Origin of the sequence: Thiocystis minor (assembly GCF_016653465.1) — a bacterium.
Lineage (GTDB): Bacteria > Pseudomonadota > Gammaproteobacteria > Chromatiales > Chromatiaceae > Chromatium > Chromatium minus.
Genome location: NZ_NHSQ01000084.1, coordinates 1 through 14,103, shown reverse-complemented (window position 1 = coordinate 14,103; position 14,103 = coordinate 1). Strand labels below are relative to the sequence as shown.

The window sequence follows — 14,103 nt, the reverse complement described above, 5'->3', positions numbered from 1 at the left end:
TCTAAAGTCCCGACTCAGCGCACAGCGCATTCACGATCAATTCCATCCGCGCCAGACGCGAACCCTTCACCAACACCCGATCACCCGCGGCCAGTTCGGCGGGTAGCCAGTCGGCCAGCGTCTGCCGATCCGCGAAATGCCGCCCGCCCTCGCCGAAGGCGCGGCTGGCCGACTCGCTCAGCGTGCCGGCCGTGATCAGGCGATCGATCCCAGCCGCGCGCGCGACCGCGCCAACCTCCGCGTGCAGTCGTGGCGCATCCGGACCCAGTTCGCCGAGATCGCCGAGCACCAACCAGCGCCGCCCGGACAGTCCGGCCAGCACGTCGATCGCCGCAGCGATGGAATCCGGGTTGGCGTTGTAGGTGTCGTCAATGACGCCCACGTCACCGCAGCGGCGCGGGCACAAACGGCCCTTGACCGGTTGCAGCCCCGCCAGACCATCGCGGATGAGGCATTCGTCGATGCCGAGCGCCAAGGCGGCGGCGGTTGCCGCCAGGGCGTTGCGGACGTTGTGACGACCCGCCAGACGCAGACTGAGCGGAATCTCGCGCGCGTCGACGCGCGCCGAAAACTCGGTGCGAAAACCGTCATCGTCCCAGGCGACCCGAATGTCATCGGAGCGGGCAGTCACGTCAGCGCCTTCCGCCGCGCCGTCGTCGAGAGAGAAGGTCAGTAGGCGTCGGCCAGCGGACAACTCGCGCCACAGACCCAGATGCGGCGAATCGCCAGCGACCAGAAACAGCCCCTCCGGGGAGAGTCCTCGCGCGATTTCGCCCTTGGCGCGGGCCACCCCATCGAGACTGCCGAACCCTTCCAGATGGGCACGTCCGGCATTGGTGATGAGTGCCAGATCCGGGCGGGCAATCTCGGTCATGTAGCCGATCTCGCCCGAGTGATTGGCGCCCATTTCAAGCACCAGGAAATCCTCGTCGCGCGCCCCCAGGAGGGTCAGCGGCATGCCGATGTCGTTGTTGAGATTGCCCTGCGTGGCCCGCACCCGCCCAGCCCGCGCCAGGATGGCCGCGAGCATTTCCTTGACGGTGGTCTTGCCGTTACTGCCCGTAATGGCGATCACCCGACCGGGGAAGCGCTCGCGCCAGGCCGCCGCCAGACGCCCGAGACCGAGACGGGTGTCGTCGACGACCCATTGCGGCAGATCCAACGACAGCGGACGATCCACCAGGGCCGCGACAGCGCCAGCCGCCTGGGCGGCGGCAACATAATCATGGCCATCGAAATTCTCGCCGCGCAGGGCGATGAAGAGTTGCCCGGCGCAATCCGCGCGTGAGTCGGTGCCGACAGCAGCGAAAGCCCGGTCCTGACCGTGCAGGGATCCGCCCGCATGCGCAGCGGCTTGAGCCAGCGTCCACATCATGGCTTCGGCTCCCGATGCGCAAGCAGCATCGAGGGGACTGGATCGTCCGGCGGCACATTGAAGAGCCGCAGCGCGCCCTCCATCACTTTCTGGAAGACCGGCGCCGCCACCAGACCGCCGTAGTAGGAACTCCCGCCCGGTTCGTCAATCATGACCACCATCGCCAGACGCGGCTTGCCGGCCGGAACGAAGCCGGCGAAGACCGACTGATAGCGGCCGCCGCCATAACCGCCGGGGCCCGCTTTCTTGGCGGTACCGGTCTTGCCGCCGACGCGATAGCCGGCAATCTGCGCCCGCTTGGCCGTCCCTTGATCGGAGACTACGGTTTCCATCATCGCCCGTACCTTACGGGCGGTATCGACGCTCATGATCCGAATCTCGTTGGGCGGCGAGTCCAAGGGAGTCGCCGCGCTCGTGCGAAGCTGTCTTTTCTGAGCGGAGTCGAAAGCAGCCGAAGCGAGGGCAGACGAGGGATCGCGCTTGATCAGGGTGACCGGACGCTTGATCCCATCCGCCGCCAACACGCCGTAAGCCTGGGCAAGCTGGAGCGAGGTGACGGAGAGGCTGTAACCGAAAGCCATGGTGGCATGCTCGAAGGGCCGCCAGCGCGAATAATGGCGCAAACGTCCGGCGCTCTCGCCGGGAAAGCCGACGCCGGTCGCATGGCCGAATCCAAGCTGATCGTAGAGCCCCCAGAGGCTGGCATAATCCATCTTCTGCGCGATCTTGACCGAGCCGACGTTACTCGACTTGGTAATGATTCCGGTCACATCCAGCGTGCCGTAGTTATGGACATCTTTCACCACGTTGCTGCCGACCTTGAGCGTTCCCGGCCCCGTTGCGATTCGCGTCGTTGGCGTCACCAAGCCCCGCTCCAGGGCGGCCGCGACGACAAAGGGTTTGAGCGTGGAGCCCGGCTCCATGACATCGGTCAGGGCGCGATTGCGACGCCGATCGCTGCCGCTATCGCGGTCGGCATTCGGGTTGTAACCGGGCTGATTGACCATCGCCAGGACTTCGCCCGTGTTCACGTCCAGCACCACGACGGTGCCGCCCTTGGCCTTGTGCTCCTTGACCGCCTTCATGAGTTCGCGATAGGCGAGAAATTGCAACCGACGGTCGAGACTCAGGACCAGATCCTTACCCTGACGCGGCGGGCGGATCTGCTCGACCTCCTGAACGATGCGACGACGACCGTCCAGGATCACGCGACGTAAGCCAGGCTCCGATTTCAGATGGTGATCATAGGCGAGCTCGACCCCTTCCTGGCCGCGGTCCTCGATGTCCGTGAACCCCATGACATGGCCGAAAACCTCCGCGCCAGGATAAAAACGCCGGTATTCGGTCTCGAAATCGACGCCTTCGATGTCGTGTTTGTCAATCGCCAGCCTGACCTCGCGCGCTTCCTCGAAACTCACCCGGCGCTTCAGATAGAGGAATCCACGCTCGCGGTTGGACTCGATTTTTTCGCGCAGCGCGGCAGGCTCGATCCCCAGCGCGGCGGCTAGCGGCGGCAGAGCATTTGGACTTTGAACCAGTTTGCGCGGATCCGCCCACACCGTTTCGACCGGCGTGCTCACGGCCAGGGGTTCGCCGTTCCGATCGGTGACCATGCCGCGCCGCGCCGCGATCTCGCCGATACGCAAATAGCGTCGCTCGCCCTCGTTGCGCAGAAAGTCGGTTTCAATCACCTGACGATAAAAGACCGCCCCGGACAGCAGCACGAAGGCGCCCGAGAGCAACCCAACCAGCAATCGACGACGCAACTTCAAATTGGGCTTCGCGCGCGGCGCCTCGGCGCGCCGGGAGGTCACCCGCCGAGCACGATCATTACGGCTGGCCATGACCAGTCTCCTCGATCAGGAGTACGTCGCCCATCCGAGGGGCGAACATACCGAGTTCATAACGTGCCTTGCGTTCAACCCGTACGTAGGTAGAAAGGGCGGCCTCCTCGAGTCGCAGACGGTTCCAATCCACATCGATCGCGTCGCGCTGGGCACGCAAATCCTGCAGATATCCGAAATGCAACCGTGTCAGATATTTGGCATGCACGACCCCCACCGCCGACAGGATCACGGCTAGCGCCAGGACGGCAAGAACCCAAACGCCGCGTCGGATCATGAAGGCACCTCGACCGCGTTCGGGGCAAGCCGCTCGGCGATCCGCATGATCGCGCTGCGCGCCCGCGGATTCGCCGCCAACTCCTCGGACGAAGGACGCACCGGCTTGCCGATCGCACGCAGACGGCCATGTGTCGCGGTCGCCCGGACCGGAACGCCCTTGGGAAAGACGGGGCCTTGTGACTCCTGGCGGATGAAGCGCTTGACGATTCGGTCCTCCAAAGAGTGAAAACTGATGACGACCAGTCGCCCGGCAGTCGCCAGCAGATCAGTGACTTGGCCAAGACAGCGCTGGATCTCGTTCAACTCGTCATTGACGTGGATCCGCAGCGCCTGAAAGGTCCGGGTTGCCGGATGCTTGCCCGGCTCCCGGGTCGGCACCGCGCGGGCCACAAGGTTGGCAAGCTGGGAGGTGGTCACGAGTTCGCCGCTGGAACGGGTCTCGATGATGGCATGGGCAATCCGCTTGGCGAAGCGCTCTTCCCCGAGATCGCGCAGCACAGTGACGATCTCGCCTTGATCGGCATGGGCAAGCCACTGTGCCGCCGATGCGCCGGTGTGCGGATCCATCCGCATATCGAGCGGTCCGTCCGCGGAAAAGCTGAACCCGCGCCGCGGCGTATCCAGTTGGGGAGAAGAAACGCCTAGATCGAGCAGAATCCCCTTCGCCTGACCGCCGATACCGGCTTGGGCCATGACTTCGGCGAGCGCGCCAAAGCGTCCCTGGAGAATGGAGAAGCGCGAATCCGCGGCAGCCAGGGAACGTGCGGCGGCGACGGCATCCGGATCGCGGTCAAGCGCAATCAGCCGTCCCGCGGAGCCAAGGCGCTCCAGGATGGCGCGACTGTGCCCGCCACGCCCGAACGTGGCGTCGATATAGAGACCGCCCGGATCCACCGCCAGTGCCGCCACGCTTTCCTCCAGCAAGACAGGTTTATGCATTAAGCATCTGTTTTACATGTTGTTAGTTCAAAAATGTATATCTGCGCGACTTAAAGCGTCAAGGAACCCAAGCCCGCGGACAAGGCCAGTTCGCCGATCGCCGAATCGTTCAGGGCCGCCTCGTTGCGTGCATTCCAGGCCGCCTCATCCCACAGCTCGAATTTAATCCCCTGACCCACGAACGCCACCCGCTTATCCAAAGCGGCGAAATCGCGCAGATATTGAGGAACAAGGATTCGGCCCTGGGCGTCGATATCCACTTCCTGTGCATTGCCGACATAGAGCCGATAGAGAGAGCGCGCCGCGGATTCGAGGGCGGGGAGAGCGGCGAATTGACGCTCGATCACTTCCCATTCGGGTTCTGGATACAGCAGGAGACAGCGATCCCGGTCTACCGTCATCACCAGATGGGACTCGCAGGATGCCTGCAAGCGATCACGATACCTGGACGGAATCGCAAGACGACCTTTCGCATCCAGATTGACGATGGCCACCCCCCGAAACACCAACGTCCCCCTGGCGATCCACCGATCGCGTCGTGCCCCCTAATTCCCCACTCTCACCCACTTAAGCGTCATCTTAGTGATCACTAGAGACATCGTCAAGAAATCGCTTGCTTATTAGTGTTGGCAGTCAGCGACTTACACGCCATAGTTCAGCATAGGCGCGAACTCATAAAAGATGCTTGATTTCAGGCGGGTGAGACAACTAATCTAGAAACGACTTAAATAAAAGCGTGCAAGTCGCGGATGCTTATCGGATGAGCGGAGGCGGGATCATGAGGAGGGAGTTGGCCGATAAGCCGGGTTCTGTCGAGGACAGTCATTCATCTGGGACGCATGTCGCCATGCGCCTCAAGCGACCTACCCGGGAACACGCGCGGGCCGCGCGTCGCGGTCGAAACCGCATGTCCCCCTATTTGGTCTTGCTCCGGGTGGGGTTTACCCTGCCACCGATGTTGCCACCGGCGCGGTGCGCTCTTACCGCACCATTTCACCCTTACCTTCCGCGACGGGCGCGGGATCGGCGGTATCTTTTCTGCGGCACTTTCCGTGGGCTCGCGCCCCCCAGGCGTTACCTGGCACCCTGCCCGTTGGAGCCCGGACTTTCCTCCCGTGTCGCGAACGAAACGAGCGACTGCCTGGCCAACTCCCAGCCGGTGAGTATACCGAAAAAGCGGTCATGCCGTGGCTGGAATTCGCGAACCTCAATCGCCAGCCACCCCCAGGCCCAGATCGAGACCCAATCGATAGAGCGTATTTTTCCGAGCGCCAGTCAGTCGGGCCGCCAGGTCGACCGCTTGACGCAGCGGCAGCGCTTCGCCCAGGATCCGCAGCACCCGCTCCTGCTCGATGCGCTCGCCCTCGTCCGGATTCAGGCTCCGACCTTCGACCAGGATGACGAGTTCGCCGAGCTGCTGTTCTGGGTCCGCCTCCAACCGAGCGATCAAGTCCCGAGGCTGACCGGACAGAAAGGTCTCGAAGCGCTTGGTGAGTTCGCGCGCCAGCACCACGCGACGCTGCTCGCCCAGCACCGCGCCCAGGTCTTCGAGCGTCGCCAGCGCCCGTTTCGCGCTCTCGTACAGAATCAGGGTGCCAGGCTCGTCGGCAACCTCTCCAAGCCAGGTCCGACGCTGACTGCGGGTGCGTGGCGGAAACCCGAGAAACAGGAACCGATCGCTCGGCAAACCGGCCGCCGAGAGCGCGCAGATCGCTGCGTTGGCGCCCGGCACGGGCACCACCGTCAGACCCCGTTCGCGCGCCGCCGCGACCAGGCTATAGCCTGGATCGTTGATCAAGGGCGTGCCCGCATCCGAGACCAGCGCCACGTCGCGCCCCGCCTCCAGGTCCGCCAGCAAGCGCGGCGCGACCCGCGACTCATTGTGGTCGTGATAGGCGACCAGCGTCGCCGCAATCCCGAAATGATTGAGGAGATGCAGCGTCTCGCGGGTATCCTCCGCGGCGATCAAAGCGACCTCGGACAGGATCTTACGCGCGCGCTCGGTCATGTCGGCAAGATTGCCGATCGGCGTTGCGACCACGTATAGTATTCCTCGTTGCTGCTGCATCTTGTGTCCTCGACAGACTCTGAAACGGAACTGAACATGCTCAAGAATCGCGTTGACCGCATCCTTTTGTCCACCAGACGCCAGGCCCGCGCATGGCGGCTGCCCCCCCTGCTGCTGGCGGCCATCCTGTCCGGCTGCGCGGTCAACCCAATCCAAGAGGAAGCCAGGGTACTCGCCCCCATCCCCGCCGCGGAACTGAATCGCGCGACCTCCCTGGAAGCCCAGGGCAAGGCATCGGAGGCCGCCGAACGCTATCTCGACCTCGCGGCCAAGGCACAACCGCCCGCGCGCGCTCAACTCCAGATCAAAGCGGCCCGCGCCTATCTCGCCTCGGGTCAAACCGCGCCCGCGAAAAAAACCGTCGACGCGATTTCCCGTCCTGACATGACACCCTCGCAACGGGATCTGCTGCTGCTGACCGAGGCCGATCTGGCACTGCTGACGAACCATCCCAAGGACGCCATCGGATTGCTGGAGCGCATGCAGATCCAGACCTTACCCAAGGAACTGAAGGCCAAGCGGCTGGGAACCCTTGCCTCCGCCCAACGCCTTGCCAACTCGCCCCTCGCCGCCGCTCAAACCCTCAACGATCTTGATCGACTGCTCGACCAACAGGACGAACGCCTGCTGAATCAGGTCTCGCTGATCTCGACATTAAGCCTGATCGGCAACACGGGATTGCAGGATCTCACGAGCACAGGAAGCGGCACGATGAAAGGTTGGGCCGAAGTCGCCCTGCTGACGCGCAACACCGGCGCCGATCCGCAACCGCTGGAGGCCCGTTACCGCCAATGGCAGCAACGGCATTCAGGGCACCCGGCGCTCCCCGAACTGGCCAGTGCCTACATAGGAACACTTGCCGGCGGTTATGCGAACGGCGATCAGGTCAGCATTCTGCTCCCGCGCAGCGGTCGCTTCGCCGCCGCCGCCAAGGCCGTGCAGGACGGCATTGAGGCCGCCGGCCGCGCGGATCGGGCGGGCCAACGGCCAACCCTGCATTTCACGGATATCTCCAATGCCGACCGCTCCCGGGGCCTGCATGCCAAGGCAATCCAGGACGGCGCCGATTATGTGATCGGCCCCTTACAGAAGGAAGCCGTTGACGCCCTGGCGGCCGAACGGCTACTCAGCGTTCCGACCCTGGCGCTCAACGAGGCGACCCGAACCGACAAACGCGCCGAAAACCTCTTTCAATTCTCGCTCTCGCCCGAGAACGAAGCCGCCGAGGCTGCCAGCAAAGCCTACGCCATGGGTCTGAGACGCGCGCTGCTGCTTTACCCGGCGGGCGCCTGGGGCGAGCGACTGGCAGGCGCCTTTCGGCGCCAGTGGAGTCATCAGGGAGGCACTCTGACGCGGCAGTCAAGCTACCAGCCGACCGGGGCCGACCGGGTGGCGGCCAAGCTACTCGGCGGGGCCGACGCGGATCTGGTGTTCCTGGTCGCGACCGCGGACATGGCGCGCAAACTCCACCCGAGTCTGCAAGCCGCGTCGACCAAACCCATCGTCGTCATCTCCACCTCCCATGTCTATGCGGGCGACTTCGACCCTAAACGCGACGCGGGACTGGTCGGACTCTATTTCGTCGATATTCCCTGGATGCTCGATGTCGGCGGCGCGGGACCGCTCTCGCGCCGCGCCCTGAGCAAAAGCACGGATCCGCTCGCCCGGCTGCATGCCATGGGCATCGACGCCTACCGACTCGCGCCACGCCTCGCGGACCTTGCCAAGAACCCTGGCGCCTACTATCCAGGACAGACCGGCGGACTCTCGCTCGATCGTTTGGGACGGATCCAGCGCCAACTTGAGCTTGGACGCTTTACCGAAACCGGCCCGGGCCTTGCCGATGTCGCTGCGGACAAGGGCAAACCGGAGGTGCGCTGAGGGGCAAGGGACAAGGAATTATTTACAGGGCGCGAGATCCAAATAAGGCAAGCGCAATGAACGGATAGTCTTCAACGATCCGGGATGGAGATGACCATGGTTAGTCAGGAAGCAAAGCCCAGCACCGGATCGGTCGGCGAGGAGATGGAACGTCTCGCCGAGTCATTTCTAACACGCCAGGGTCTGCGGTGCATCGCGCGTAACCACCGCTGCCGGTACGGCGAAATCGATCTCATCCTGCGCGAGGCCGCGATGCTGGTGTTCGTGGAGGTTCGCTTTCGCCGCTCGACACGCTTCGGCAACCCGGCGGAAACGGTCGACGCCCGTAAGCAGCGACGCCTGATCGCGACCGCCAATCACTATCTTCAGTTGCATCCCAGTGCCTTACCCTGCCGCTTCGATGTCGTCGCCATCAGCGGTCAGAATCAGATTCAGTGGATTAAACATGCTTTTACCGCCGATTCCTCATAGATATTTGAAATTCCTCACAGGATGTCTGGCGCTGACGTTCCCGCTGTCCGGTTGCGCCCCCCTCGTCGTGGGGGGAGCCGTGGTCGGCGCTTCCGCCATCTATGACCGCCGTCCAGCACAAGTCGTGGTCGAAGATCAGCAGATCGAACTCTCCGCCATCCATCAATTGCTCCAGGATCCCGCGATTCAGGGACACTCCAGAATCGCGGTGACCAGCTACAATCGCACGGTCCTGCTGACCGGCCAGGCGGAATCGGCGGACGTGGTTCGCCAAGCGGTCGATCATGTGAGCCATCTCCCCAAGGTTCAGCGCGTCATCGATGAATTGACCATCGGCCCCAATACCGATCTGATGCGTCAATCCGAGGACGTCTATATCACCTCGCGCGCCAAACTGGCGATGACCGAGGTCGATCTCCCGGATTTCAACGCGACCCGGATCAAGGTCGTCACCGAAAACGGCGTGGTCTATCTCCTGGGACTGGTCAGTCCGGCGGAAGCGGATGCGGCAACTGAGAGTGTGCGCTATGTCCCCGGCGTCAAGCGTGTGGTCAAACTCTTCGAGTATCAGTAAACCGCGTCCAGAACGGCATGCCTTGTCGCAGGCGACTCCTGCCTCTCAATGACCTGCGACGATTGGCACGACGCGGTTTACATAATGAACAATAAGGGCTCACTCATTGAACAGGATCACACGCGGGGTCGCGTTTTCCGCTAGTTTCCAACGCTCGCTTGCCCGGATTGCGGGCGTTGGCTACCTGCTCACCGACCCGGCCGACTGCTGGCCCTACGGTTACGATAACAGCCGTCGCCACGCGCTGCCGCAGGCGGTCGTGTTCGCGACCGACGAGGCCCGGATCGCGGCGCTGGTCGGACTCTGCGCCGAGGTTGGCGTTCCGCTGATCGCGCGCGGGCGCGGCACCGGCACCACCGGCGCCACGGTGCCGGACCGGGGCGGCATCGTCCTCTCCTTCGAACGCATGGACCGCATCCTTCGTCTCGTCCCCGCCGACCGACTGGCGGTCGTGCAGCCGGGCGTGCTCAACGCAACCCTGCAACAGGCACTGGAGCCGCTCGGCTTCTTCTGGCCACCGGACCCCACCAGCGCGGCGACCTGCACCATCGGCGGCAATCTCGCCTACAACTCCGCTGGTCCGCGCGCGGTCAAATACGGCACCCCGCGTGACAATACCCTGGGTCTGCGGGCCGTCGATGGACGCGGCGAGCCCTTTCGCACCGGCGTTCTGACCACCAAGGGCGTGGTCGGCTACGATCTGACGCGGCTCCTCATCGGCTCGGAGGGCACCCTCGCGCTGATCACCGAGGCCACCCTGAATCTGACCCCGCTGCCCGAAGCGAAGCGCACGCTGCGCGCCGCCTATACCGACATCCACGCCGCCGCCGCCGCCGTCTCGGCCATCATGGCCCAGCCGGTCACCCCCTGCGCGCTCGAATTCATGGATGCCGCCGCCATCGCCACCGTGCGCCGCTTCACCGAGATCGATCTGCCCGAGGACGTGGGGGCGCTGCTGATGATCGAAGTCGACGGCCCGCGCGCCTGCATCGACGCGGCGCTGAACGCCGTGACCGCCGCCGCCGAGGTCGCGGGATTGCTCGAACTGCGACGCGCCGACTCCGCCGCCGAGGTCGCCGCGCTCTGGAAGGCCCGCAAATCGCTCTCGCCGACCCTGCGTCACATCGCCCCCAAAAAGATCAACGAGGACGTGGTCGTCCCGGTCTCGCGCATGGGCGAATTCATCGAGGGACTGGAACGACTGTCAAACGAGACCGGCATTCGCATCGTCAACTTCGGTCATGCCGGCAATGGCAATATCCATGTCAACCTGCTGATCGACCCGGACGATGCCGGGGAAGTCGAGCGCGCCCGTGGTTGTCTGGATGCCATGTTTTCGCTGGTGCTGCGTCTGGGCGGAACCCTCTCGGGCGAACATGGTGTCGGGCTGGAAAAACGCGATTACGTCGGCCGTGAAATCGATCCGGTCGCGCTGCGGCTGATGTCCGAGATCAAACGCGACTTCGATCCCGCCGGGATTCTGAATCCTGGCAAGGGGCTGCCAGATTGCAGATAGATTGGCCGGCAGTCCCTTGCGCCATGCAACGGAGCCCCAAGCCACGGACAACCCCCTCAGCCGGTCGGGCATTCGCCCGGCGCTTCGTCACCTCGGAACCAACGGGTCAGGATGCCCCCGATCCGCGAGCAACCGTTTCAAACAGCCAGATCCTAGCGGGCTCAAATCAAAAAGAATCAGAAGACAAAATCACCCGGACCATGATTTCATATCCTGAAATCCATTTCCGATCCTCGCAATATGACCCAGGAAAACACCCCCACCGCATCCCGCATCCAGGTCATCGACCGGGCGGCGGCCCTGCTCGACGCCATCGCCCGCTACTCGGACCCGGTCAGTCTCAAGATCCTGGGCGCCGAAACCGGACTGCACGCCTCGACCGCGCATCGCATCCTCGCCTCGCTGATCCAGAATCAGTTCGTCGAGCGCGACGGTGCCGGCCATTACCGGCTGGGACTGCGGCTGCTCCAACTCGGGGTGCGTCTGCACGGCAATGTGGACGTGCGCGCCATCGCCCGGCCGATTATGGAGGAACTGCGCGACCGGCTCGGCGAGACCATCAATCTCACCATCCGCGAGGGCGATTCAGTGGTCTATATCGAGAAGGCCACGCCCAACCGCATGATTCATGTGCAGCAACTGGTCGGCTCGCGCGCGCCGCTGCATGTCACCGCCGTCGGCAAGCTCATGCTGGGCGCGGCCGGGGAGGACGCCATGCGCGCCTATGTGCAGCGCACCAATCTGCCCGCCTACACCCGCAACACCCTCACCACGCTGCCCCGCCTGCTGACGGAATGCGCGGAATCGCTGGCGCGGGGTTACGCGCTGGACAACGAGGAGGCCGAAATCGATGTCGGCTGCATCGGCGTGCTGATCCATGACAGCACCGGCAACGTCAGCGCGGGTCTGTCGGTCTCGGCGCCAATCGAACGGCGGCGACTCGACTGGGTCGCGGATCTGATCGAGGCGGGACGAACGCTCTCCGCACGGCTCGGATATCGGCCATCCGCCGACCGCTGAAAGCTCACCACCGCTTCGGTACGAATCCAGGTGGATTCATGACCTCCATGAGTTGATCGCCCGTCCTCAGCACGAGGAATCCGGTCTTGATGGGCGTAGTTCAACACACTCTCATCGACCCGCAGGCAGGCCGGAACCCTTCTGATCCACAGGTGCGGGGGAGCCGCCGCTGGGTCCGCTCGGCAAAGCTTCCCCGCTCGCGCCTGTCTTATGTGCGCGTTATAGTCGCAACACCGACGCCGTCTTGCCAACAGGGAGTCAGAATCGAATGGCTGCCGTCAAGACCGCAAGCGTCATCTTCCGCATCCTGCCCGTGATCAAAGCCGTACTGCGTCAGTTCATCCAGCGCACGCGATGAAAGCGATCGACTGGAACGATCATCAGGATCTGCTGCGAGACATTATCAATCAGTATCATCCGAACGATCGGAGATCCCGACGGAGTGGCCTCACCGCATTGAGACCTGGTATGACTGGAATTCAAGGAGGTTAACGTGCTCGGAACCGTTCGTGACGCTTGCAGGATTCATCCGATGGTCCACGACTACCGGATGACAGAGGCGATCGAGAATCTCTCGGACCTGATCAACGGCGAAGGCGATGGCCGGGACTTTTTCGCCCGCAACTACATCACGCAGGGCATGGACGCCCTGTTTCGCGAGGGTTTGCTACGACTGGCGGGGTTTTCCGACCAGGCCGCCTTTGAGCTGGCCCAGGCCATGGGCGGTGGGAAAACCCATCTGATGGTGGCCCTTGGTCTGCTCGCGAAACATCCGCACCTGCGTTCCAGCGTGCTGCCCGCTGACTTGGCCGAGCGTCTGGACTTCGGCCCCGCCCGCATCGCCGCCTTCAACGGCCACAACGATCCAGAGCACTATCTCTGGGGCGAGATCGGCGAACAGTTGGGCAAGGCCGACCTGGTGCGGCCCCACTGGATCGACGGCCCCAAACCCATCGACGAGAAAAAATGGGTGGAGATCATCGGCGACGAGCCGACGCTCATCCTGCTCGACGAGTTACCGCCCTATCTGCTCAATGCCAACGCCCGCCCCATCGGCAACGGGACGCTGGCGGACCTGGTGACCTACAGCATCGGCAACCTCCTCACGGCGGCGATGAAGCTGCCCCGTTGCTGCGTGGTCATCGCCAACCTGTCGGGGAGCTACGAGGCCCAGACCAGGGATCTGGCGCGGGTCATGTCCAACCTTCAGCAGGAATCCCGACGCCAGGCGCAGACCATCACCCCGGTCCAGCTTGCCGGCAACGAGATCTACGAGATCCTGAAAAAACGCCTGTTCGTCGAGTTACCCGGAGACGCGCTGATCGACTCCGTGGCGGAAGCCTTCGCCGAGCAGGTCAAGGCGGCCGAGGACGGTGGTTACATCACCGCCAGGACCATGGAGCAGGTCGCCGAGGAAGTCCGGACGACCTATCCCTTTCACCCGTCATTCAAGAACCTGGTGGCCCTGTTCAAGGAGAACGAGGGCTTTCGTCAGACGCGCGGCCTCATGCAGTTCACGGCCCGCTTGCTGCGCAGCGTGTGGAACCGCGAGACCAATGATGTCTTCCTGATCGGCACCCAGCATCTGGACCTCAACGACCCGGCGGTGCGCGACGAGATCCAGCGCGTGAACCCCGCGCTACACCCGGCGGTGGTCAACGACATCGCCGACGATGGCAGAGCCCGCGCCGAGAAGATCGACGACACCCTGGGTCACGATGCCGCCACTCAGGTGGCCAGACTCCTGCTTTCCGCGTCGCTGTCCCGCGCCGTGGGCGCCCACACCGGTCTGACCCAGGCCGAGATCATCGAATACCTCACCGCCCCTTATCGCAAGGCCGATGAATTTCTGGTCGCCCTGGAAGAGTTGCGCAAGGGCGCCCACAAAGCCTGGTATCTGCATCATGAAGGGGATGCCTTCTACTTCAAGGAGACCGAGAACCTGGGGCGGCGCATCGAGCATGATGCCAGACAGATCCCCGCACCCAAGCTGGAGCAGGCCCTGATCACAGGGCGAGCGCGCTTAAATCCTCAGCCGAACACCACCTTGGCGCGATAGTCATCGTTCCACGCGGCCTTGCGGCGCTTCTTGGCCAAGCTGATCGCCGACCCCTCCTGTTCGAACAGGTTCATGCT

At 63.7% G+C, this 14,103-nt stretch carries 12 protein-coding genes and 1 other RNA gene; 6 read left to right on the top strand and 7 right to left on the bottom strand.

The window, feature by feature from the left end:
• Position 1 precedes the first annotated feature (1 nt).
• The 7 genes from CCR95_RS11700 to rsmI all read right to left on the bottom strand — a co-directional run bounded on the left by CCR95_RS11700 (position 2) and on the right by rsmI (position 6,505).
• A complete protein-coding gene (locus tag CCR95_RS11700; protein WP_201094680.1) occupies positions 2–1,372 on the bottom strand; it encodes a UDP-N-acetylmuramoyl-tripeptide--D-alanyl-D-alanine ligase in 1,371 nt (456 codons plus the stop codon).
• Positions 1,372–3,219 (bottom strand): peptidoglycan D,D-transpeptidase FtsI family protein, encoded by a 1,848-nt coding sequence (locus CCR95_RS11695; RefSeq protein WP_201094484.1) that lies wholly within the window; start codon positions 3,217–3,219, stop codon positions 1,372–1,374. Before CCR95_RS11695 ends, CCR95_RS11700 begins: the two co-directional genes overlap by 1 nt.
• Complete coding sequence (gene ftsL / locus CCR95_RS11690; protein ID WP_201094483.1) at positions 3,206–3,496, bottom strand: cell division protein FtsL; 291 nt, start codon at positions 3,494–3,496, stop codon at positions 3,206–3,208. The genes CCR95_RS11695 and ftsL overlap by 14 nt, the downstream gene beginning before the upstream one ends.
• Positions 3,493–4,437: a 16S rRNA (cytosine(1402)-N(4))-methyltransferase RsmH gene (gene rsmH / locus CCR95_RS11685; RefSeq protein ID WP_201094482.1), complete on the bottom strand. Its 945-nt coding sequence runs from the start codon at positions 4,435–4,437 to the stop codon at positions 3,493–3,495. The genes ftsL and rsmH overlap by 4 nt, the downstream gene beginning before the upstream one ends.
• 50 nt (positions 4,438–4,487) lie before the next feature.
• Positions 4,488–4,943 (bottom strand): division/cell wall cluster transcriptional repressor MraZ, encoded by a 456-nt coding sequence (mraZ, locus tag CCR95_RS11680; protein WP_201094480.1) that lies wholly within the window; start codon positions 4,941–4,943, stop codon positions 4,488–4,490.
• A gap of 276 nt (positions 4,944–5,219) precedes the next feature.
• Positions 5,220–5,590, bottom strand: an RNA gene (gene rnpB, locus CCR95_RS11675) — RNase P RNA component class A.
• A gap of 54 nt (positions 5,591–5,644) precedes the next feature.
• Positions 5,645–6,505, bottom strand: a complete 861-nt coding sequence (rsmI, locus tag CCR95_RS11670) for a 16S rRNA (cytidine(1402)-2'-O)-methyltransferase (protein ID WP_201094478.1) — start codon at positions 6,503–6,505, stop codon at positions 5,645–5,647.
• Positions 6,506–6,541: 36 nt separating this feature from the next.
• On the opposite strand from rsmI, the gene CCR95_RS11665 reads away from it, so the two are divergent.
• The 6 genes from CCR95_RS11665 to CCR95_RS11640 all read left to right on the top strand — a co-directional run bounded on the left by CCR95_RS11665 (position 6,542) and on the right by CCR95_RS11640 (position 14,026).
• Positions 6,542–8,386 (top strand): penicillin-binding protein activator, encoded by a 1,845-nt coding sequence (locus CCR95_RS11665; protein WP_201094477.1) that lies wholly within the window; start codon positions 6,542–6,544, stop codon positions 8,384–8,386.
• A gap of 96 nt (positions 8,387–8,482) precedes the next feature.
• Positions 8,483–8,857 carry a YraN family protein gene (locus tag CCR95_RS11660; protein WP_201094474.1) on the top strand — a complete coding sequence of 125 codons (375 nt, stop codon included), beginning with the start codon at positions 8,483–8,485 and terminating at the stop codon, positions 8,855–8,857.
• A gap of 79 nt (positions 8,858–8,936) precedes the next feature.
• A complete protein-coding gene (locus CCR95_RS11655) occupies positions 8,937–9,431 on the top strand; it encodes a BON domain-containing protein (RefSeq protein WP_338115391.1) in 495 nt (164 codons plus the stop codon).
• A 106-nt stretch (positions 9,432–9,537) separates the two neighbouring features.
• The gene (locus CCR95_RS11650) at positions 9,538–10,947 is read left to right on the top strand and encodes an FAD-binding oxidoreductase (protein WP_201094470.1); all 1,410 of its coding nucleotides are present in this window, start codon (positions 9,538–9,540) and stop codon (positions 10,945–10,947) included.
• 240 nt (positions 10,948–11,187) lie between these two features.
• Positions 11,188–11,967 carry an IclR family transcriptional regulator gene (locus CCR95_RS11645; RefSeq protein ID WP_201094469.1) on the top strand — a complete coding sequence of 260 codons (780 nt, stop codon included), beginning with the start codon at positions 11,188–11,190 and terminating at the stop codon, positions 11,965–11,967.
• 532 nt (positions 11,968–12,499) lie between these two features.
• Positions 12,500–14,026 (top strand): DUF499 domain-containing protein, encoded by a 1,527-nt coding sequence (locus CCR95_RS11640; protein WP_242523202.1) that lies wholly within the window; start codon positions 12,500–12,502, stop codon positions 14,024–14,026.
• Positions 14,027–14,103 lie beyond the last annotated feature (77 nt).

What these genes read in the sequence shown, in the direction of transcription:
- rsmI (WP_201094478.1), bottom strand. Translation starts at nt 6,505, where the DNA reads ATGCAGCAGCAACGAGGAATACTATACGTGGTCGCAACGCCGATCGGC.
- ftsL (WP_201094483.1), bottom strand. Translation starts at nt 3,496, where the DNA reads ATGATCCGACGCGGCGTTTGGGTTCTTGCCGTCCTGGCGCTAGCCGTG.
- CCR95_RS11640 (WP_242523202.1), top strand. Translation starts at nt 12,500, where the DNA reads ATGGTCCACGACTACCGGATGACAGAGGCGATCGAGAATCTCTCGGAC.
- CCR95_RS11665 (WP_201094477.1), top strand. Translation starts at nt 6,542, where the DNA reads ATGCTCAAGAATCGCGTTGACCGCATCCTTTTGTCCACCAGACGCCAG.
- CCR95_RS11695 (WP_201094484.1), bottom strand. Translation starts at nt 3,219, where the DNA reads ATGGCCAGCCGTAATGATCGTGCTCGGCGGGTGACCTCCCGGCGCGCC.
- CCR95_RS11660 (WP_201094474.1), top strand. Translation starts at nt 8,483, where the DNA reads ATGGTTAGTCAGGAAGCAAAGCCCAGCACCGGATCGGTCGGCGAGGAG.
- rsmH (WP_201094482.1), bottom strand. Translation starts at nt 4,437, where the DNA reads ATGCATAAACCTGTCTTGCTGGAGGAAAGCGTGGCGGCACTGGCGGTG.
- CCR95_RS11700 (WP_201094680.1), bottom strand. Translation starts at nt 1,372, where the DNA reads ATGTGGACGCTGGCTCAAGCCGCTGCGCATGCGGGCGGATCCCTGCAC.
- CCR95_RS11645 (WP_201094469.1), top strand. Translation starts at nt 11,188, where the DNA reads ATGACCCAGGAAAACACCCCCACCGCATCCCGCATCCAGGTCATCGAC.